Origin of the sequence: Microbacterium sp. ProA8 (genome assembly GCF_039905635.1) — a bacterium.
Lineage (GTDB): Bacteria > Actinomycetota > Actinomycetes > Actinomycetales > Microbacteriaceae > Microbacterium > Microbacterium chionoecetis.
In genome coordinates this window covers 1,625,796-1,645,584 of record NZ_CP157000.1, presented here as the reverse complement: position 1 = coordinate 1,645,584, position 19,789 = coordinate 1,625,796, and the positions used below count along the sequence as shown (strand labels likewise).

Annotated in this window: 21 protein-coding genes and 1 pseudogene; 11 read left to right on the top strand and 11 right to left on the bottom strand. The window is 67.9% G+C overall.

The annotated features are described in order from the left end of the window. Positions 1-31: 31 nt before the first annotated feature. Positions 32-3,952, bottom strand: coding sequence for a S8 family serine peptidase (locus tag ABG085_RS07030; RefSeq protein ID WP_347978693.1), 3,921 nt, complete (start codon positions 3,950-3,952; stop codon positions 32-34). 258 nt (positions 3,953-4,210) lie between these two features. Between ABG085_RS07030 and ABG085_RS07025 the strand changes: the two genes are divergently transcribed. Further along, positions 4,211-4,840 carry a winged helix-turn-helix domain-containing protein gene (locus tag ABG085_RS07025; RefSeq protein WP_347978692.1) on the top strand — a complete coding sequence of 210 codons (630 nt, stop codon included), beginning with the start codon at positions 4,211-4,213 and terminating at the stop codon, positions 4,838-4,840. A 1-nt stretch (position 4,841) separates the two neighbouring features. Here the strand turns inward: ABG085_RS07025 and ABG085_RS07020 are convergent. From ABG085_RS07020 to ABG085_RS07010, 3 genes and pseudogenes are all read right to left on the bottom strand, one after another. Continuing rightward, a pseudogene (locus tag ABG085_RS07020) lies at positions 4,842-5,605 on the bottom strand (SDR family oxidoreductase). 10 nt (positions 5,606-5,615) lie between these two features. After that, positions 5,616-6,194 (bottom strand): dihydrofolate reductase, encoded by a 579-nt coding sequence (locus ABG085_RS07015; RefSeq protein ID WP_347978691.1) that lies wholly within the window; start codon positions 6,192-6,194, stop codon positions 5,616-5,618. Beyond that, positions 6,191-7,000 carry a thymidylate synthase gene (locus tag ABG085_RS07010; protein WP_347978690.1) on the bottom strand — a complete coding sequence of 270 codons (810 nt, stop codon included), beginning with the start codon at positions 6,998-7,000 and terminating at the stop codon, positions 6,191-6,193. Before ABG085_RS07010 ends, ABG085_RS07015 begins: the two co-directional genes overlap by 4 nt. Positions 7,001-7,142: 142 nt before the next feature. Here ABG085_RS07010 and ABG085_RS07005 point away from each other — a divergent pair, with 142 nt between their 5' ends. The 4 genes from ABG085_RS07005 (at position 7,143) to ABG085_RS06990 (ending at position 9,701) form a co-directional block, all read left to right on the top strand. Beyond that, entirely contained in the window at positions 7,143-7,580 is a 438-nt protein-coding gene (locus tag ABG085_RS07005; protein ID WP_347978689.1) for a thioredoxin family protein, read from the top strand. Beyond that, entirely contained in the window at positions 7,573-8,181 is a 609-nt protein-coding gene (locus tag ABG085_RS07000) for a DUF4395 domain-containing protein (protein WP_347978688.1), read from the top strand. Before ABG085_RS07005 ends, ABG085_RS07000 begins: the two co-directional genes overlap by 8 nt. A gap of 157 nt (positions 8,182-8,338) precedes the next feature. Beyond that, positions 8,339-8,764 (top strand): OsmC family protein, encoded by a 426-nt coding sequence (locus ABG085_RS06995; RefSeq protein WP_347978687.1) that lies wholly within the window; start codon positions 8,339-8,341, stop codon positions 8,762-8,764. Beyond that, on the top strand, positions 8,757-9,701 hold the full coding sequence (locus ABG085_RS06990) for a TIGR01777 family oxidoreductase (protein ID WP_347978686.1): 945 nt from the start codon (positions 8,757-8,759) through the stop codon (positions 9,699-9,701). Before ABG085_RS06995 ends, ABG085_RS06990 begins: the two co-directional genes overlap by 8 nt. Positions 9,702-9,744: 43 nt before the next feature. Here the strand turns inward: ABG085_RS06990 and ABG085_RS06985 are convergent, their stop codons facing one another. Both ABG085_RS06985 and ABG085_RS06980 read right to left on the bottom strand, forming a co-directional pair. Further along, positions 9,745-10,203 (bottom strand): tetratricopeptide repeat protein, encoded by a 459-nt coding sequence (locus ABG085_RS06985; protein WP_347978685.1) that lies wholly within the window; start codon positions 10,201-10,203, stop codon positions 9,745-9,747. Further along, complete coding sequence (locus ABG085_RS06980; protein ID WP_347978684.1) at positions 10,200-11,015, bottom strand: dihydrodipicolinate reductase C-terminal domain-containing protein; 816 nt, start codon at positions 11,013-11,015, stop codon at positions 10,200-10,202. The genes ABG085_RS06985 and ABG085_RS06980 overlap by 4 nt, the downstream gene beginning before the upstream one ends. Positions 11,016-11,087: 72 nt before the next feature. Between ABG085_RS06980 and ABG085_RS06975 the strand changes: the two genes are divergently transcribed. The 6 genes from ABG085_RS06975 to ABG085_RS06950 all read left to right on the top strand — a co-directional run bounded on the left by ABG085_RS06975 (position 11,088) and on the right by ABG085_RS06950 (position 15,128). Beyond that, on the top strand, positions 11,088-11,564 hold the full coding sequence (locus tag ABG085_RS06975) for a GNAT family N-acetyltransferase (RefSeq protein ID WP_347978683.1): 477 nt from the start codon (positions 11,088-11,090) through the stop codon (positions 11,562-11,564). A gap of 1,373 nt (positions 11,565-12,937) precedes the next feature. Then, complete coding sequence (locus ABG085_RS06970; protein ID WP_347978682.1) at positions 12,938-13,522, top strand: hypothetical protein; 585 nt, start codon at positions 12,938-12,940, stop codon at positions 13,520-13,522. Beyond that, positions 13,519-13,932, top strand: coding sequence for a hypothetical protein (locus tag ABG085_RS06965; RefSeq protein WP_347978681.1), 414 nt, complete (start codon positions 13,519-13,521; stop codon positions 13,930-13,932). The genes ABG085_RS06970 and ABG085_RS06965 overlap by 4 nt, the downstream gene beginning before the upstream one ends. Before the next feature lies 1 nt (position 13,933). Next, the gene (locus ABG085_RS06960) at positions 13,934-14,137 is read left to right on the top strand and encodes a hypothetical protein (protein ID WP_347978680.1); all 204 of its coding nucleotides are present in this window, start codon (positions 13,934-13,936) and stop codon (positions 14,135-14,137) included. After that, positions 14,134-14,367, top strand: a complete 234-nt coding sequence (locus tag ABG085_RS06955) for a hypothetical protein (protein ID WP_347978679.1) — start codon at positions 14,134-14,136, stop codon at positions 14,365-14,367. The genes ABG085_RS06960 and ABG085_RS06955 overlap by 4 nt, the downstream gene beginning before the upstream one ends. Before the next feature lie 200 nt (positions 14,368-14,567). Continuing rightward, the gene (locus tag ABG085_RS06950) at positions 14,568-15,128 is read left to right on the top strand and encodes a recombinase family protein (RefSeq protein WP_347978678.1); all 561 of its coding nucleotides are present in this window, start codon (positions 14,568-14,570) and stop codon (positions 15,126-15,128) included. 16 nt (positions 15,129-15,144) lie between these two features. On the opposite strand, the gene ABG085_RS06945 is transcribed toward ABG085_RS06950, so the two are convergent. From ABG085_RS06945 to ABG085_RS06925, 5 genes are all read right to left on the bottom strand, one after another. Then, positions 15,145-15,693: a hypothetical protein gene (locus ABG085_RS06945; protein WP_347978677.1), complete on the bottom strand. Its 549-nt coding sequence runs from the start codon at positions 15,691-15,693 to the stop codon at positions 15,145-15,147. A gap of 69 nt (positions 15,694-15,762) precedes the next feature. Next, positions 15,763-15,915, bottom strand: coding sequence for a hypothetical protein (locus ABG085_RS06940; protein WP_347978676.1), 153 nt, complete (start codon positions 15,913-15,915; stop codon positions 15,763-15,765). Between the two features lie 414 nt (positions 15,916-16,329). After that, the gene (locus tag ABG085_RS06935) at positions 16,330-17,721 is read right to left on the bottom strand and encodes a recombinase family protein (RefSeq protein ID WP_347978675.1); all 1,392 of its coding nucleotides are present in this window, start codon (positions 17,719-17,721) and stop codon (positions 16,330-16,332) included. 69 nt (positions 17,722-17,790) lie between these two features. Beyond that, positions 17,791-18,393 carry a histidine phosphatase family protein gene (locus ABG085_RS06930; RefSeq protein WP_347978674.1) on the bottom strand — a complete coding sequence of 201 codons (603 nt, stop codon included), beginning with the start codon at positions 18,391-18,393 and terminating at the stop codon, positions 17,791-17,793. Between the two features lie 126 nt (positions 18,394-18,519). Continuing rightward, positions 18,520-19,575, bottom strand: coding sequence for an aldo/keto reductase (locus tag ABG085_RS06925; RefSeq protein WP_347978673.1), 1,056 nt, complete (start codon positions 19,573-19,575; stop codon positions 18,520-18,522). Between the last annotated feature and the right edge of the window lie 214 nt (positions 19,576-19,789).

The window sequence follows — 19,789 nt, the reverse complement described above, 5'->3', positions numbered from 1 at the left end:
GGGTGGAAGCTGCCGGCGGGTTCGCCGGCGGTCACCGAGCCGACCGGGTGAGGTCGACCGGCAGATAGGTGCGGCTCGCGCGGCCCGCGTCCGAGTCGACGAGCAGGGTCGCCGCGTTGGCGCCCGTCGCCGCGAGGGAGCCCTGGACCTTGACCTTGAACGTCTTGCTGCCGCCGGGCTTGAGGGTCGCGGCGTCCTGGTTCGGATCGATCCACGGGACGTCCGCGAACGTGGGATCCTCCACATTGAGCCGCCACATGAGGGCGTTGTTCATGTCGACGACCCAGAGGTTGCCCGCCTCGTCGAACTCCATGCCGGCGGCGCCCTGCGGAGAGAGGAAGGTGTCGACGGTGCGATACCGCGTGCACGTCGCCGGCGAGTCCGGATCGATCTGCACCAACTGCGGCGCCTCCCCGCCCAAGGTGGAGTACCAGAGCGTGTCGGAACCGACGTTGTAGGCGAACCCGAGCGCCGGCTCGGGCACGGCACAGGCGTTCACCACCTTGCCCGGCTGGGCATGGGTGGACCCCGCGACGGTGAGCACGGTGCCGACGTAGCCGCTGCCGAGGTAGAACACGTCGTCGACCGGGTTGTAGGCGAGCGCGTTGTAGGCCTGCTGATCGGCCCAATACCCCGTGATGACCCTTGTCTGGTCTCCGGACGCACGATCGAAGCAGTGGATGCTCCAGTCGCCGCCGTTCACGATCTGGCACATGTCGCCCGATCGACTGTCGAACGCCAGCTCGAGCCGGTCGGCGCCGTCCATCTCGGCGACGTGCGGGGCGTCGCCGAGGCGTTCCCCGGTGACGGAGTAGAGCGCGTTGCGCTGCTCCTTCCAGTCCGAGACCCAGAGCCGGCCGTCGTACCCGACACCGAAGGCGCTCGAGACCGGCATGGCGGTCCAGACGCCTTCGACCGGCATGCCCGCCTCCGGCGCAGAGAGCTGCGGATCGCGCGGCATCTCGTCGAACGACAGGTGCAGCGGCGCGGAGCCCGAGTTCTTCACGGTGACCTCGACCGAGTCGTTCCCGCGCCCATCGGACGTGAGCGACAGCTGCGACGTCGACAGCGTCACGACGCCGGTCTTCAGTGCGGGCGAGAAGGATGCGGCATCCTTCCACGAGGCCGACTCGACGGTCTGCGAGTCGGCCGCGTAGTTCGGCGCGGTCACGGTCACCTCCACGGTGCCGACGGGGACGGCGAGCTCGTACGTGCCGTCGCCCGAGGTCGATGCGGTCACCGTCGTTCCGTCCGCGCCCGCGGCGGCCACGGTGGCGCCGGCGACGGCAGCGCCGTCGTTCGCGTCGGTCACCGTGCCCGTGAGCCAGGCCCGTTCGTCTCGGGTGAAGCGGATCTGCCGCCCCGCCTGCAGGACGGGCTCGTACCGCGAGTACTGGGCGCCGACCTGGGAGCCCTCGGCCTCGATACCGACCGACGCGTTCCAGCCGGCGCGTTCGGCGTCGGCTCCCACGCCCTCCCCGTAGGAGAACAGGACGTCGCCGTTCGCGACCAAGGTCGTCGAGAAGGTGAGCCGCTGGTCGGGAGAGAAGATGAGGAACACGTTGCGCCACTCGATCGTCACCGCGGGTGTGCCGTCGACGGTCGTCTCGGCCGAGAGGACAGCGGAGGCGCCGTCGAGATCGAGGAGCATCCAGAACGGCGCGATGACACCGCCGGGGATGACGCCACCCGGGTACGGGATCGGTCGCTGCCCGGTCCACTCCCCCTCGAAGGACGCGAACGAGAGGAATCCGTTCGCGGAGACGTAGGCGGTCGAGTAGCGGTCGTCGAACGAGGGGAAGGCGAACGGCAGCTCGATCGCCGTGGAGCCCCCGTTCGCGCGGATGTCGAGCACCTGGCTTCCCGTGGGGAGCGGGGCCTCGGTCGACGTGCACGAGTACCCGCCCGAGAAGGCGACGCGCTCGAGCGCGGCATCCACCGTCTCTTCGCCGTCGACCACGAGAGTCCGCTCCAGTGGCGCGACGCAGCGATCTCCGGTCGTGGTGAGCGTGAACGAACCGGTCGGCACGTCCTCGATCCGGTACCGGCCGGCGGCGTCGGTCGTCGAGGCCGGGAGCGGCCCGTTCAGCGCGACCTCGAGCCCTGCGATCGGGTCGCCCGCGGCATCCGTCAGCGTGCCCGAGACGGTGTGACGGGTCGCTGCGGCAAGGCTCGCCGAGGCGTCCGACGTCTCGCCGTCGGCGATGGTGACCTCGACGGTGCGGGCGGCGTAGCCGAACGACTCGAGGGTGACGTCGTACGCGCCCGGCACCAGCGGCAGAGCGAACGTGCCGTCGTCCGCCGTCTTCGTCGCGCGGCCGAACTCGCCGTCGGCCACGACGTCGACGCCCACCAGCGGCGCACCGTCGGCATCCGTCACCGTGCCCGCGAGTGTGCCGGCGCCGGTGGGAGCGGCGGCGATGAGCGCCGCGGCATCCAGCTTGCCCTCACCCCACACCGCGTTGTCGTCGGCGTCGCCGCCGCAGCGCGTGTCGTCCACGTCACGCGCGGTGCGATCCAGCAGTTCACGAGTGGCAGGGATGTCGCCCACGAGCGCCGGCGCGGCGCTCCAGAGCAGCGCGACGGCGCCCGCCAGGTGCGGTGCGGCCATCGACGTGCCGGTCTCCAGACGGTAGCCGCCCCCTACCGCGGCCGAGCGGATCCGCACGCCCGGCGCGGAGATGTTCGGCTTCACGTCGCCGTCCTGCCCGGGGCCACGGGAGGAGAAGTAGCCGATGTCGCCGTCTTCCCCGTACGCGCCCACCGAGTAGGTGACCTGCTGCGAGCCGGGGTTGCCGGCGGTGTCGCACGCCGGGCCGGAGTTGCCGACCGACCACGCGCTGAAGATGCCGGACGCGTTCCACGCCGCGATGATGTCGTCGAAGAACGGGTCCTTCGACGCGGGGTCGCCCCAGGAGTTGTTCACGATGTGCGGCCGCTTCGACGGGTCGCCGTTCGCCCAGTCCTCGGAGGTATCGGTCGGGGCGAGCATCCACTGCGCCGAGAGCATGAGACCCGTCTGCGTGCACTTGACGCAGCCGTTGGCCGCGATCCAGGTGGCTCCGGGTGCGACGCCGATGCGTTCACCCTCGCCGCCGTCCCCGGTGATCGTCCCCATGGTGTGCGTACCATGACCGTCGGGATCGCACGGCCCGTACGCCGACCCGCACCAGCGGTCGATGTCGAGCCAGTTGTAGTCGAGCTCCATCGACCCGTCGGCCTGCAGCCCGCGGAAGCGGTCGTGCAGCGATGGATGCGTCACATCGACGCCGCTGTCGATGTTGGCGACGACGATCCCCTCGCCGGTGATCCCCTGCTCCCAGACGGCAGGCGCGCCGATCTCGTCGACGCCCCATGCGACGCCGTCGATGTTCGCGCCCTCGCCTGCCGCGGCCGGGACCGATTCGACCGGCTCCGCGTGGGCGTAGGTCGTGACCTCGCGGATCTGCGACACCTCGCTGTGCGCAGCGAGCGTCGTCGCGAGCGCGAGATCACCGCCCGTGACCAGCACCGCATTCGACACCCAGAACGATGTGTAGGCGGCGCCGGCCGCATCCAGCTCCGCGATCACCGTGGCCTGAGACTCCTCGGCGTGCGCGCGCAGCGTGTCCCGCACCGCGGCACCCCGCTTGTCCCAGTCCGCGATGGCCGAGGCTGCTGCGAGGTCCGCTCGGTCGGCGAAGCGCACCCAGAACGACGCGGCCCCCGCCTCGGTCAGCTGCGATTCAGCCTCGTCGGTCAGCTTCTCGAGCGCCGCGTCGTCCGTCGGCGTGCCGGCGTCGGGCAGGATGCCGTGCCGCCATGCGTCCGCCCCCGCCTGACCGTCCGGCAGTACGGGCGGAGACGGCTGGGTCGCCGCGGCCGGCGGCGATCCGAGGAGGGTGGCGACGAGGGTCGCGGCGGCGAGGACGGCGGCGGCCGCGCGTGGTCTGCGCTGGAGGGGATGACGCACGAGGGTCCTTCGGTCGGGGCGCCGACGATGCGCGGCGCCGACGGCGAATCCGGTTGAGGGGATGACGCTCATGCTGGGCCCGCCGCGAGTCGGGCGACAAGGGCGGTTCGGGGTCGGCTCGTGGGCGAAAACTTTCTGTCGCCGCCGGTCCATGAGAGCGCTCTCATGGAATCGTTAACCCGCGGGAATGTGGCATGAGGCAGATGAAACACTCGACTGCTAGACAGGTCAGGTCTTCATCGGCGGAAAGGACGTGGCGTGTCGAGCGGAGTGGTGCAGGAGGCGGACGAGGTGATGGTGCTCTGCGTGGGAATGCCGCTCCGGCATGTCGGAGAGCTCGCGAAGCTCCTCCGCGACCTCGCGGTCGTCGTTGCGGCACCCGATGTCGAGGGCGCGCTCACGCTGCTGGGGGACGTCCACGCCGATCAGGCCGATCCGGCAGCTCAGCCACCGCCCGCGGTCGTCCCTTCGGCATTCGACACCCCCGCCGCCGGCCCCGCGGCACCGCTCATCATCGGGACGCTGCGCATCGCGTCGGCCTCCCGTGAGGTGTCCGTGGCCGGCATCCGTGTGCACCTATCGGCGCAGGAATTCGACCTGCTCGCCGCCCTCGCCTCCGACACCCACCGTGTCTGGTCGTTCGAAGACCTCACGGCACAGGTCTGGCAAACGGACTACCTGGGGGATCGCGAGCACGTGAACTCCGCGATCAAGAGGCTCCGTCGCCGTCTCGCCGGGCGTCCAGGCATTCGGATCGTCTCGGTGCGCGGCGTCGGCTACCGCCTGATGGTGGGAGGGACGTCGTCCGTGCCCACCGCCCTCTCCGACGTGCTGCGTCGATCGCAGCGCCGGCCCCTCCCCGACGACGATGAAGAGGACGCCGCGTGACCTACCGGCCGCGCTCGCCGATGCGGGCCACCAGGGACGACGGCGCGAAGCGTGCCAGCGCGACGAGAGCCTTGTAGCGGCGCGACGGGATCGACACCGCCCGGCCGCGGGCGACGTCGCGCAGCGAATCCGTCACCACATCGCGGGCGTCGAGCCACATCCGATCGGGCACGCCCCCTCGCCGCGGGGCAGCCCGAGCCGCTCGTGGAAGTTCGTGTGCGTGTACCCCGGGCACACCGCGGTGACGGTCACGCCGCGAGGGCCGTACCGCCCGTTCGCCCACCGGCTGAAGCTCACGAGCCAGCCCTTGCAGGCGCCGTACGTCGAGCGCGGGATGAACGCCGCGACCGACGCCACGTTCACGATCCGGCCGTGGCCGCGCGCCAGCATGGGGCCTAGTGCGGCATGGGTCAGCCGCATCGGCACCTCGACGTGCAGCTGCAGATGCCGGACCTCGTCGTCGACGTCGTTGCGCTCGAACGCCAGCGGCAGGCCGAACCCGGCATTGTTCACGAGGATCTCGATCGGCCGCGCCTCATCGGCGACGCGTGCCTCCACCCGCTCGCGCTGGCGAGGCTTCAACAGGTCGGCGACGACGACCTCGACTTCCACCCCGTACGTCGACCGCAGCCCCACCGCGAGCCGATCGAGCGCCTGCTTGTCGCGGGCGACGAGCACCAGGTGCGCGCCCCTCGCCGCCAGCTGTCTCGCGTACTCGGCGCCGAGCCCCGAACTCGCACCGGTGATGAGCGCCGTCTTCGCCATGCGCGTCAGCCTATTGGCGAGGGCCTTCGGACGGCGGGTCGGGCGGCGCAAGTCGCAGGAACCGATAACGGATGCCGGAGCTCGAGGTGTGCCACCCTTCCACCGGGTCCGTCGACATCGTGCACCAGCCGGCGCGGTCGGGCGCCTGCGTGTCGCCCGGGACCTCGAGGTCGAGCTCGGTGACCTCCAGCAGGTCGGCCAGATCGATCGCCTCGCGGAACAGCTCGCCTCCGCCGATCACCCAGATCCGCTCCGGGTCGCCCTCGGCGGCCAGCGCCAGTGCCGACTCGAGCGACGCCGCGCGCTCGGCACCGGCATCGTTCCAGTCGGACCGCCGGGTGATCACGATGTTGCGCCGGCCCGGCAGCGGGCGGAATCGGTCCGGAAACGACTCCCAGGTGCGGCGGCCCATGACGACCGGCGCCCCGAGTGTCAGGGTCTTGAAGTGGGCGAGGTCTTCGGGAACGTGCCAGGGCATGCCGCCCTGCGCGCCGATGACGCCGTGGTGCGCCTCGGCCCAGATCAGGCCGATCCGGCGGACGCCGATGCGGCCTGCACCTCTGTCCTCCCGCGCGATGGGCGTCGTCATACCGCGACGGCGCCGCGGATCGCGGGGTGGTGCTGGTAGTCCTCGACCACGAAGTCCTCGTAGCGGTATTCGAAGATCGAGTCCGGCGTGCGGGCGATGCGCAGCGTGGGGTACGGGTACGGGTCTCGGGTCAACTGCTCTCGCACCTGCTCGAGATGGTTGTCGTAGATGTGGCAGTCGCCGCCGGTCCAGACGAAGTCGCCCGGCTCGAGCCCGGCCTGCTGCGCCACCATGAGGGTCAGCAGCGCATAGGAGGCGATGTTGAACGGGACGCCGAGGAACAGGTCGGCGCTGCGCTGATAGAGCTGGCACGACAGCTTGCCGTCGGCGACGTAGAACTGGAACAGCGCGTGGCAGGGCGCGAGCGCCATGTCGGGGATGTCGGCGGGATTCCACGCCGAGACGATCAGCCGCCGGGAGTCCGGGTTCGCGCGGATCTGGTCGAGCACGAGCGCGATCTGATCGATGGTCTCGCCCGACGGCGTCGGCCAGGAGCGCCACTGCACGCCGTAGACGGGGCCCAGCTCGCCCGCGGCATCCGCCCACTCGTCCCAGATCGAGACGCCGTTCTCCTGCAGCCACGCGACGTTGGACTCGCCCCGCAGGAACCACAGCAGCTCGTACGCGATCGACTTGAAGTGCACGCGCTTCGTGGTGATGAGGGGGAACCCCTCGGACAGGTCGAACCGGATCTGCCGGCCGAACGCACTGGTCGTGCCGGTGCCGGTGCGGTCGTCCTTGTGCGTGCCGTTCTCGAGCACGTCTCGCAGCAGGTCCTCGTACGGAGTGGGGATCGGCGTCGTCACGGCTGCCACGATACCCGCGCCCCACGGCGTGCGGGCCGGGGCCGCGCCGCGCCGGCCGACACGACCGCCGTGTTGTGGCGAACGGGACTTATTCACACACATACGGCCCCTTGACAGGCGAAAAGGGTTAGCCTGATCTGCTGTGACCCTGGTCGGAGCCCTCATCGCCCTAGCCGTGCTGCTCGCGGCGACGGTGGCGCTCGGCGTCTTCCTGAACTGGCGCCAGTCGCACGCGCGCCACAACGTCGAGCACGAGGTCATCGAGCCCGCCCGCCTCGGCGCCGACGGGCTCGGCGAAGTCGCGACGCTCCTGCAGTTCAGCACCGAGATGTGCGCGCGCTGCCCCGGCGTGCACCGCACGCTCTCCGACATCGCCGACGGTCACGTCGGTGTGCGCCACCTCGACGTCGATCTCACGCATCGCCCCGACATCGCCAAGCACTTCCACGTGCTGCAGACGCCGACCACGCTCGTGCTCGACCGCGACGGCGTCGTGCAGACCCGCTTCGGCGGCGCTCCGAGCCGCGATGTGCTGGAGCTCGAGCTCAACCGGCTGATCGCAGAGGACGCGAGTGTCTGACACCCATGCCGCAGCCCCGCGCGGTATCGATCCCCGCGGCCCCCGCTTCGCCGCGGCGATCACCTCGGTGCTGCTGCTCGTCGTGGTGTTCCTCGGGCTGACGGGACTGTCGACGGCACACCTCATGGGACCCGTCTTGGTTCCCTTCGGCTGGTTGGGCGACCAGTCGGTCGACTTCGCGTTCGTGTCAGGCGGGATCCCCTGGCTCATCACGTTCACCTCCCCGGCGCAGCGGTTCTTCGACCCCGCCTTCCTTCTCCTGCTCGTGGTCGCACTCCTGTTCCTGTGGGGAGTCGTGTCGCCGCGCACCGCACCGTGGGGCGTGCTGTACCGCAAGGTGGTGGCGCCGCGTCTCTCACCGCCGACTGAGCTGGAAGATCCGCGCCCGCCGCGCTTCGCGCAGGGCGTCGGGCTGTTCGTCTCCGTCATCGGGCTCGTGCTGCACCTGCTCGGCGTTCCGTGGGGTCTCACGATCGCGGCTGCGGCCGCCTTCGTCGCCGCCTTCCTCAACGCCGTGTTCGGGCTCTGCCTCGGCTGCCAGCTCTACCTCCTGCTGCAGCGTGCGGGGATCGTCGGACGCGCGCGTCCCGCCGCGGCCTGACGCCCGGCGTCGGAGGAGGCGAGCCTGACGGCCTTTGTCGAAGAGGGACAAGAGCGTCGCGACACGAGCCGAACGAACCGTCGCGGCGCGGCATCCGACGCTTTAGGCTGACGCGAGACGCCCACCACCCGGGCGCACCGCGAGCGAGGAGGCCCTCATGACCGTCACCAGCGAAGCCAGCACCGCCTGGAAGGGCGCTCTGTTCGACGGATCCGGCGAGGTCAGCCTCGTGTCATCGGGCCTCGGCACCTATCCCGTCAACTGGAAGGCGCGCAGCGAGGGATCCACCTCGGTCACCACGCCCGAGGAGCTCATCGCCGCAGCGCACTCCTCGTGCTTCAGCATGGCGCTGTCGCTCGCGCTGGCCGAGAACGGCACTCCCCCGGAGTCGATCGACACCACCGCGTCGGTGACGTTCAAGCCGGGCACCGGCATCACCGGCAGCCACCTCAACGTCAACGCCGTCGTGCCGGGCCTCGAGCCGGAGGACTTCGAGCGCATCGCGCAGGGTGCGAAGGTCGGCTGCCCGGTCTCGCAGGCGCTCGCCGGCATCGAGATCACCCTCGAGGCGACGCTTGCCTGAAGGCCGCTCGACGGAGAGCCGACCGCCCGCTGACGGCGGTCGGCGGATCGTCGTCGCGGGGGCGTCCGGACTCATCGGCGGGGCTCTCGTCGAGAGCCTCCGCGCCGACGGCTTCTCGGTGACGACCCTCGTGCGCCGGCCGGCCGAAGCCGCCGACGAAGTCGAGTGGCTGACGACGGCCGAGCCGCTCGACCCGGCGGTGCTCGCCGGCGCCGACGCCGTCGTCGGACTCAACGGCGCGAGCATCGGCCGCTTCCCCTGGACAGGCTCGTACAAGAACACGCTGCTGTGGTCGCGCATCTCGCCGACCCGCGCGCTCGCCCGCGCCGTGCGTGAACTGGGAGCGGATGCCCCGCACTTCGTGTCGGCCTCGGCCGTCGGCTACTACGGCTCCCGGCCGGGCGTGCAGCTCGACGAGGATGCTGCGCGCGGCGAGTCGTTCCTCGCGGATCTGTGCGGGGAGTGGGAAGCCGCAGCGTTCGGCGCGGGCGAGGATGCCGCGGTGGCCGTGCTCCGCACCGCCCCGATCGTGCATCCACAGGGCGTGCTGAAACCGCTGCTCCTGCTCACGAAGGCCGGGCTCAGCGGGCCGATCGGACGGGGGACGCAGGCCTGGCCGTGGATCTCGCTCGACGACGAGGTGCGCGCGATCCGCCACGTGATCGCCGCGCGCCTCACCGGCGCCGTGAACCTCACGGGCCCCACCCGCGCCACGGCGAACGATCTCGGCTTCGCCCTCGCGGTGCGGATGAACCGGCCGTTCCTGCTGCGCGCCCCGGTCTGGGGCATGAAGCTCGTGCTCGGACCCGACGCCACCGATGCCCTCCTCACCACAGACGCGCATGTCGTCCCCGAGGTGCTCCAGCAGTCGGGCTTCGTGTTCTCGCACCCGACCGTCGAGGATGCCGTCGCGGCGGTCGTGCCCGCCGCATCCTGACCGGCTCAGCCGCGGCTCGCGGCGGCGGCACGTGGACGGCGCGTCAGCCGCGGCCTGGAGTGCGGTCGCCGGGCTCGAGACGGATGGCGGTGCGCACCGCCTCGCGTGCGCGGCGCCGATCGCCCGCCGCATCGTACGCGAGGCCCAGCCGGTACCACGCCCGCCAGTCGTCGGGGTGGGCTTCGGCATCGGCGCGGTACGCCGGGAAGACGGCATCCCCGTCTTCGCGCATCACGCGCCCGCTCGGGCGCACCGCAACCTCGTCCGCCGGCAGTCCGCCCTCGGACTCCAGCCGCCGTCCGAGCTGCTGGGCCCGCACGCCGAACCACAGCTCGCGGCCGAGCGCCCACGCGGCGATGACCGGCAGCACGATGAGCGCGATGCCCATCGTGACGCCGATCGGATCGCCGCTCACGATCAACAGCCACGCCCGCTGCCCGACGAGCACGATGTACAGCGCGAGCAGCGCCGCCATGATGACGACGCCGATGCGGGCGGTCATGCGCCGGTGGTGCGAGCGACCTGGCCGGGCACTCCGCCCTCGTCGACAGGCGAAGCCTCGGTCGGCGCGGTGCGGCGGCCGATGCCGATGTCGATCAGGCTGTCGAGGCCGACGACCACGCCCGTGGCGTCGCGCGCTGCCGCGAGGGCGAGACGGATGCCGGGGCCATACGCCTGGGCCGGTTCCACCGTGTCGTGCACGATCGTGAGCGACTCACCCATCCCCGAGAGAATCGTCTCCTGCCGGGCGACGACGCCCGGGCGGCGCAGCGAGTGGATCGGCACGCTCGCGACCTGCTGACCGCGGGCACGCTGGTCGACGTGGGGCGATTCGACGGGCCCGACCGATGTCCGTGCGGCCGCGATGAGCTCCGCCGTGCGCACGGCCGTGCCGCTCGGCGAGTCGATCTTGGTCTCGCGGTGGGCCTCGACGATCTCGATCGAGGGGAAGAACGGGGCCGCGGCCGCGGCTAGAGCAGAGCCGAGCACCGAGCCGATCGAGAAGTTGGGGATGAACACCACGCCGGTGCCGGCGGCCTCGACGAGCGGGCGGACGAGCGCGATGCGCTCGGACGACCAGCCGGAGGTGCCGACCAGCACGTTGATGCCCCGCTCGATCGCCGCACGCACGACGTCGATCGACACCGCCGGCGTCGAGGCGTCGACCACGAGGTCGGCGCCCTCGAGCTCTGACAGCTCGGACCGCGACGACAGCACACCCGAGACCTCGAACCCCGGTTCGGCATCGACCACGTCGCGGATGATCGCGCCGAGCTTTCCGGTGCCGCCCACGATGGCCACGCGTGTCGTCATGGATCCATCCTAGGCGGGTCCCGTAGGCCCCTCCCGGCCGGTGGCGCCCCCGCGGCCGCCTACCCTGGAAGGGTGGTGAAACTGCGCTCCTCCCCCGTCGACGCACCCGATGCTCACGTCCTGCTGGCCGAGTACTTCCAGATCCGCACCGAGGGATTCGCGGTTCAGGGCGTCACGTATCGCACAACCTTTCCCGACCCCGCCGCGTTCGTCCCGCCCGCAGGCGTGTTCGTCGTGCTCGACGACGGCGAGGGGGTCGCACAGGGCTGCGGCGGCATCCGTCTCATCCCGGAAGGGCCGCTCGGCACCCGCTACGAGCTCAAGCATCTCTACCTCCGCCCCGCGACACGCGGCCGGGGCTGGGGACGCCTGCTCGTCGAAGACCTCGAGCGGCGCGCCCGCGAGTTCGGCGCGGCCGAGCTTGTGCTCGACACGCACCACTCACTCGAGGCGGCCGGTGCCCTCTACGCACGCACCGGCTTCGCAGCGATCGAGCCCTACAACGACAACCCCAACGCTTCTGTGTGGTTACGTAAGGTTCTCGCCTAGCGGCAGTGCGCGCCCGCCAGGGCATACATAGGCGCACGTGTGCGTGAATCTCAGCGCATACAGGAGGCTATGGCGCTTTGATCGATATGTATCTACGTGAACCATGAAGATGCCCTAGCCGCCCTCCGTTCCCTCGACCTCCCCGCACAGCGGCGCGCCGAGCTATGCCGCCGCATCCAGGCGACTCCCGACCCTGCCGAAGTTCGCCGCATCGTGTATCGAGCACGCGCCGAAGAGGACGCGGCGCGGGACGCGGTGAGCGCCGACTACAGCACTCGCCTGGCCGCAATGCGCGCGCGGGAGGCCGAGGAGGATGCCCCGCAGAAGCCTCCAGCGCCTCTCTCGCGCTCTGTCGTGGACGCGGACGGCATGCGGTTCCCTGAACCCCGCCCGGTGCGCGTGCGCTACGTGAAGCCCCGCAATCCGGATGCCGGGACAAAGCGGAAGCGCGCAGAGGGGATCGGTAAAAACCGGAGGCACGGAATCCTCGGTACATACAACTGGGGCTGTCGGTGTGAGCCTTGCACTGCCGCAATGCGCGACTACGGGCAGATGAGGAAGGCGCGAATGAACAAAGATGCAGAATCGGGCGAGGAATAGTCGCGCGTCGCGTACAATGGAGGCATCTCCCGCGCGGGTAAGGCTTGTCACCAATTCAGCGCGGGAGATTCTTCATTTCTCGATAATGAATACACGCATACCTGCGCCATTTATGAGAGATGTCGCAGGTTTTCTAATCTAGTTCCGGCCGTGCCGCCTCTCAGAGTCGTCACAATGGAATTGACAAGCTTTACCCTCCGACTAGCTCCCGGGCATCGCCAGGTCCCAGACAAACTGTTGAGAAAACTCCAGTAGGTCCGGCCAGACCCAAATCGGCCACAGGTGCATTGCCTGCGGTAGGTCTTCCGCATTATCAAAAGAGCCACGATTAATACTCGTGAGGGTGTCCGTTAGAGGGGCATCGTTCACTGAGCCTCAGATCGGATGTTGCCCCGCCTACCCAGCATCCACGCACCGACATGATTTGAGGCACGTGTACCCGTAGGGCGTCTACTGACGCGGGGTGCTGGCTCCAGACTTGAAGCTCTGCATCCCTCTTGTGATGAATCCTCTTGTTGATTCATCACAGGGGGGATTATCACCACCTTGAGCACCCGATAGAAACCCTCAGAACATGAAAATGAATCTTCGTTCAAATCATGAGAATGAGATGTGATGAATGCACTCTTCGCCTAGGGCTTAAGCACACCTGTGCCTATTCCGTTCGCGAAACAAACCGAGAATTGAGGCACTTCTCGAAAGTGCGATAGTAACTAATGGCGGGTAGTGCAGAGCGTCGATCACATCGTGTTTCGTAGGAACTCCTTAACGATGTGCTGGTCGAAAACTGGGCTTCTCTGCACTACTACGCCACAGATTTCAAGGGAAGTACGGGTATGAGCAGGACGGGAAGACCATCATCTGTGGAGACGCACGCTCTTCGCGGACGGATCGAAGAGGCTCTAGACGCTGGCGAAACATACGAGTCCATTCGCACCTGGACAGGGCTGTCTGTCTCCAGCTTGAGCCGCTTCGCAATTTCTCGAAAGTCCGACCTCGCGAAGCTCGTAGATGGGGAGCCGAGCACCACTGATGTGATCCTCCGCAGCATCGAGATTGCGGATGACGCTCGCGATCTTCGACGCCGAACGAAGCAACTCAACGCGACGCCTGTTGCTCGCGCGAGGGCAATCAAGGTTGAGGCCGAAGCGCTCACAGTCGTGATTGACCGGCTCGGGATCGATGACACTGCCGCCGAGAAGACATTCGAGGAGACGCAAGTTCTCCTCGAAGCGCTGGCCGACCACGCGACGAGCGACCCGGACAGCACTCGCTCACTCCTGCGGACCATGAGGGCGCATCCTGCCCTCGCCCAACTCGTAGACGCGCTCCAGCGCAGATTGAGGAAGACACGATGACCGCAACAGGCATTTACTACGTCAACGCCAGTGGGCTCACGCTACCCGGCGTCCCTGCCGCGTCTGGAGGCACGGCAACGGGCCGCGTCCTGAGGCGCGGTGAGGAGTTTGAAGTGACGCCCGAGTTGTACGCCGAAACGCTCGACCGCAACGGGGAGAGTTGGCTCGACCTCACGCCCGAGGAGCAGACGCGCCGCTACGGCCATATCAAGTTCTTGCCGGGGACTCGCCCTGACGACATCGCTGTAGGTGATGACGATGAGGGCTACCGCTATAAGCAGGGTCTTGCCGCTCGCGAGTATGCCCAGCAGATCAGCGACCCTGCCGAGCGTGCCGCCGCGCTTGCCGAGGTGAGCGCCGAATACGGATCGGTCCTCCGCCCAATCGCCCAGACCTCGACAGGATTTTGAGATGAGAGAGTATCTGGCCGTGAATCTTGCCAGCGGTTTCCAAAACACGACCCCGAAGACGAGACGCACTGACGAAGCGATGTTGGCCCTCCTCGATGTGCTCGATGAAATCCACGCGGGCGAGCTTCGACTCTCCCTTTCCGATGTTGAAGCGCTGAATCGCGCGCTTTACACGCTCGCCAGGATTGCCGGGGAAAGACCATGAGCGCCGACGAGAACGCACAGCTACGAGCGCTCATCGCAGACATGAGGGCTATCGAAGCGGACTACACGCCTGCCGGCGAGTCTTGGACGGAGGAAGCCATCCGAGGCATTTTCGACAATCCAGAGTCGGAGCGCCTCCTCCGTGGTGAACACCACATCTACACCGCCGAGGAGCGCGGCGAGGTAGATCGACTCAGCAGGATCGCCGCCGAGGAAGCTCGGAGCGGCTAATCAGACTGCCGCCTCGCAGGGAGCGGCAAAGCATCCCCCGTCCGGTCCTTCTAGTTCATCGCCCGGACGGGGGATGTCTCTATCAAAAACGATGGTCGGGTGAGAGCGTGCTGATACCCGCGACTAGGTCCAACTCACTATCTCAAAAATAGCTCTCACAACCTCTTGTTAAGACAGATGGGTTTTGAGAGTATTGAGACATGAGCCGCTACGCCTACATCCGCACCAGCACCAAGGATCAGAACGCCGACCTTCAGCGAGATGCAATCGCCAAGATCGACGGGATCAAGCGCGTCTACGCTGACGAAGGCGTAAGCGGCACGCTGGCATCCCGTCCGGACTGGGACCGGCTGATTGATCGACTCGAAGAGGGCGATGAGGTCATCGTTTGGAAGTTCGACAGGATCGGACGCAACACGATGAACGTCCTGGAAGCCGTGAAGACCATCACGGACAAGGGAGCTACGTTCCGTAGCCTGACGGAGCAGATCGACACGTCAGGCCCGATGGGACAGGCGATGCTCACGATCATGGCCGCATTCGCCCAGCTTGAGCGCGACACCATCGCAGAGCGCACCCGCGCGGGACTCCAGGCCGCGAAGGCAAAGGGCAAAATCGGCGGGCGTCCGTCCGTGGTGGATGCAAAGAAGCTCGCGACGATCAAGAAGCTTGTGGCGTCCGGGGACCACAGTCGCGCCGACATCGCGCGCATGGTGGACATCTCTCCCGCCACCCTCTACCGGGTGATCGCGACGCTCTGAAGCCGTACAGCGCCTACTAGAGCGTTCCTCTGAGGAGTTCAGCGGCACGAGACTCCACGGCACGGAATGCGTTCCCGACGCGTCGGTGATACGCGAAGGCGTTCACCATGACATCGCCCTCCCAGGTACCCCCGTTCGTACGTCTGCCCTCATCGAGGAGGGCTTGCATCGCACTGCCGTCTGTCATGAGAGCCTGCGCCGCTGAGATGCGGTCCAAGAGCACATCATCGCTGAGGATGAGACGAAGCTCCCCGGCGGTCCTCCCAATGGTGAGGGCGTGCTCGCGAAGAGCCTTTCCGGAATCAGTGTCCGGCCACTCCAACCAGAAAGCCTTGTCAGTCGCCGCCTTGTAGTAGGAGGGGACGAGGGTTTCGTTCATGGACGCCCACTGCGTGCCCGCCTCTACAAGGGACGCGATCAGGGCACGCGCATCGCGCCTACGATCCTCCCGGCGCGTGGCATCTGCCTGCGCCTTCGAGTACCGATGGGTCAGCGCAACGGCGATGATGCCGGATACGAGGGTGAAGCCACCAGTGATGAGCGCGACCGCGACAGTTTCCGACACGCAACCAGAGTATGAGTGCGATCCGACATCGAAGGCTAGGTGAGTGTCTACGCCGCTTGAGGATGTCGGCTATGCCGGGGACGTTCTCAAGTAGAACTCGATCATCTCGCCGTAGTACTTGAAGCACTGCGGCATGATGTCGGCCCACTGGTTGTTGTGGTCGGCGCGGCCCTCCTTGACGATGAACCCCTGGCAGGGGGGACCGCCGATCACTACAGCCACCCACCTAGGCAATGTCGTAACCTAGGGTTACCGTGATCCACAGCGGATCACGCACAACAAAACAGAACCCCCCGAGAGTTGGCGCTCCCAGGGGGTTCAGTGGCCCTGCCGCCAGCGCGCACCGCTGTTGGCAAAGGTCGCCCGCCAGCCGTCACGGCTGACTTCAGTTGAGATAGGCCCCGTGTTTCGCCCTTGTCAGTGAGCCGGGGTCTTTTCTCATGCCTGCGATTACGACGATAGATGACCTGTCGGACATTGCAGGGTCGCACCATGTGGGTAGGCCTGTGGATAACTACGCCCGTGTAACCCCGATGTCCACATATGGCCACGAAGTGATCGCTCCTGACAATTTCTTTGCCCTGAGCAGTAATTTCTGGGTTTGGGCTGTGGAAAATTCTCGCGGCAAGCTCTCAGCTATCCGCGTGTCGTAAGCCCGGCTGTAGTTGTCACCGTGTCGGCGCTCTTCGCTTCCTTCCGGCGCTTAGCCTTCACGCGCTCCGCTCCCCGACCGGCGACGATACGAACATCCAGCAGGCCGCGCGCCAGGTCTCGGCGCTTGTCCGCGTCCAGCAGGTGCACGCGCATGAGAATCGTCCCCGTCGCCTCACTGGGCGGCATCGTGAGCAGTCGCACGCCGTCATCCCCGAGCGTGTCGCTCACGATGCCCGCCAGGATCGCCGCGTGCGTGGACTGGGCGAGAATCCGATCCCGCTGAGCGGTCAGTCTCTTCTCTTCCCGGTCCAGCCGGTCAAGGTCCGGCGCGACCGCCGACCACGGCAAGTTGTACTTGCGTCGGTTCTCCGTGGTCTCTTCCTTGTCACGGATCACGCGGGCTAGTTGCGCCTGCACGCTCGCCAGATTGGCGCTCGCGGGGTCCTCATCCAGCAGGAACGCACCGCCCACGAGAGCATCCGTGAGCGCGGCATCGATGACGGCATCCATAGCTTTCCGGGGCACTGTCATGTGCCCGTGCTCCCCCGGATGATTTGTCGCCCACGAACAGACGTACCGATCCCCGGATGCCGTCATCGCCGCATCGCAGGTGACGCACCGCGCGACCCCGGAGTACCGTCCCTTAGCCTTCGCGCCGACGCGCTGACCACGCTTCAGAATCGCCTGTACGGCGTCGAAGTCTGATTCTGGGATGAGGCTCCCCCGGTGCCGCCCTGACATCGCTACGCGGCGCACAGCCTGCCCTGACCACGGATTGCCGGGGACTGTGGTTCGCCCTTCAGCGTTGAGCGTCTTCGCGATCTGATAGGGACCTGTGCCGCCCAGCAGGCTGGCGAAGATGCGCCGGATCACGTCGGAATCGTCGTAGCCGATCCGGCCTCTGAATGTGCCGTTGGCTTTGGCTTGAGCGGTCTGGGCTTTCTGACGGGCGCTCTTCCGCTCAACCTCTGCACGGGCGATAGTCGCCTTCATGCGGGCGAACATGCGTCCGTTGTCGGTGCCTAGGTCCGTTGTCTCAGTCGGCGTGAGGATGCGCAGTCCGCGCGTCTCCCCTAGCTCGATCCAGTGCTCAAGCTGGATCGGCTGACGGCTAAACCTGTCCATGTCCCAACACACGACGACATCGAACCTGCCCGCTTCGTAGTCCCCGGTCATCCTGTCGAACGCTGGCCTCTTCACGTTCCGCGAGTACGCCGATACTCCGTTGTCCGCGTACGTCTCGACAAGCTCGAATCCCTCGCGCTCGATGACCCGCATACATTCCTCGCGCTGACGCTCGACCGCTAGTCCTGTCTGCGCATCGTCTTTCGAGATGCGCAGATACAGCGCCGCTCGAACCTCATGTGTCCCCATGGGTACGGAATCTAACAGATGCGAACGCCTCCCGCTGGTACGGCAAGGCGCTCTGAGCCACCGCGCGCGTCAGACCGGGTAGACCTCAGGGAGGCCGGTGCGCAGTTCGACCGGCAGATGGCCCATGTCGTTGTGGGACAGCAGCGTCCACGGTCGGCCCTGCTTCTGGGCGATCACGCTCAGGCCGCAGTGCGCCTGGTTCAGCGTCATCCAGCGCCACTCCGGAGCCTGCAGCACCTCTCGCACGAACCACGCGATCACGAAGTTGTGGGTGATGAGCAGCTCGTGCACGTCGCCGCGCTTTCGCGCGAGGAACTCGCTCGTCGCATCCGACATCTGCGCTCGACCGGCCTCGACCTCGGCCTCCGTCACCGAGCCGAAGAACGGCTCGAAAGCCGCCGGGGTCGCGTCGGTCATGCCGGTGGGCACGCAGTCGAAGAGCAGCGCCGACGGCTCAGGCGAGAGTGACGGCATCCGCTCGGCGACGGCGCGTGCGGTCTGGCTCGCCCGCTCGAGCGGCGAGTGCCACACCGCGTCGAACGGCACTCCCGACAGCCGGTCGGCGAGCAGGGCCGCCTGCCGGCGTCCGCGCGGCGACAGCGGTCCGTCGACCAGTCCGTGCTGCGCGTCCTGATGTTCGCCGTGCCGCACGAGATAGATGTAGTGCGTCACGCAGCTCACTCCGTCGGGGTCACGTGCCCGGGGGAAAGGCACCTCCTCCACACTACGACACCGCGTCGCCGCCGCCCATGAGCTGTGGTGGACGGGCGCGTCGGCCGAGGTGCGTGCGCCGGGGTCCTATTCCGATGCGCGAGCGATGTCGGACAGCTGACTGCGGCTGAGGCGAACCCCGACACCCTGCACGAGCTCTTCGACGTGCTGCGGAGCGTACGCGTTCACGATCGGTGCGACGACGAGCTTCTGCGCGAGCAGCCATGCCAGGGCGACGGCCGCGTCGGGCACGCCGAGCTCGGCGCCGACGGCGTCGAGCGCGCGCAGCGTGCGGTTGCCGCGACGGTTGAGATTCGCCGCCAGCTGGGCGCCGCGCACCGACAGGGCGCCGCGGAGCCGGGAACGCTGCCGGCCCGCGAGGAACCCGTGCTCGAGCGCATGCGACGGCGTCACCGCCATCCCCTGCGCACCCGCGACGAGGCGCAGGTCGGCGTCGAACTCATGCCGGCGCAGCACGTTGAAGGGGACGTCGAGCACGGTGATGCGCGGATAGCCCGCCGACGCGAAGATCCGCGCCTCGACCAGCTGCGCGGCGCTGTAGCCGATCACGCCGATCGCTCGGACCTTGCCGGCCCCCACGAGCCACTCGGCGGTGGCCAGGGTGTCTTCGAGCGATGAGCCCGGGTCTGTCGTCGCGTCGAGGTAGAGCACGTCGATCCGGTCAGTGTGCAGCCGTGTCAGCGACGCCTCGACCGCGCGCACGAGATTGACCGGACCGAGGCCGGGATTGTCGGCGTGGCCGCCCACTCGCACCGCGAGCACGATGTCGTCGCGCAGCCCGCGCGACTGCAGCCACTGGCCGATGATGTGCTCGCTCCGGCCGCTCGAGTAGCTGTCGGCGGTGTGAACGGCGTTGCCGCCCAGTTCGGCGTAGGCATCGAGGATCGCGTGGCTCGACTCGAGGTCGACGTTCCACCCGAACTCGGCGCCGCCGAGGATCAGCGGGAACACGTCGGCCCCGCTCTCGCCGAGCGCGACACGGATGCTGCTGCCGACGGCGGGACCCTGCACCGGGATCGGCGCAGACGGGTGCTGGCCCGGCACCGTGGGAGCCTGGGGCGCGGCGACGGCGGCATCGGGGCTCGCCGGCGGGAGCGTCGAGTCAACGCCGAAGTACGCCATGTGCCACCCCCCACGATTCCCCGCGGGGCTTCGTGATCACTGTCCACGCGCCCCCCGGCGCGTACTCACAGGCTAGGACAGTCCGGACAGCACTCCGGTCACTGAGGCGAACTGTCGATAAACATTACATAACGCTTTGATCACGAACCGCTGAACCTCGCGGTTTTGTCCCCCATTCGGGGGACAAGTCGGGGCGTTTCGCCGACCGGACGAC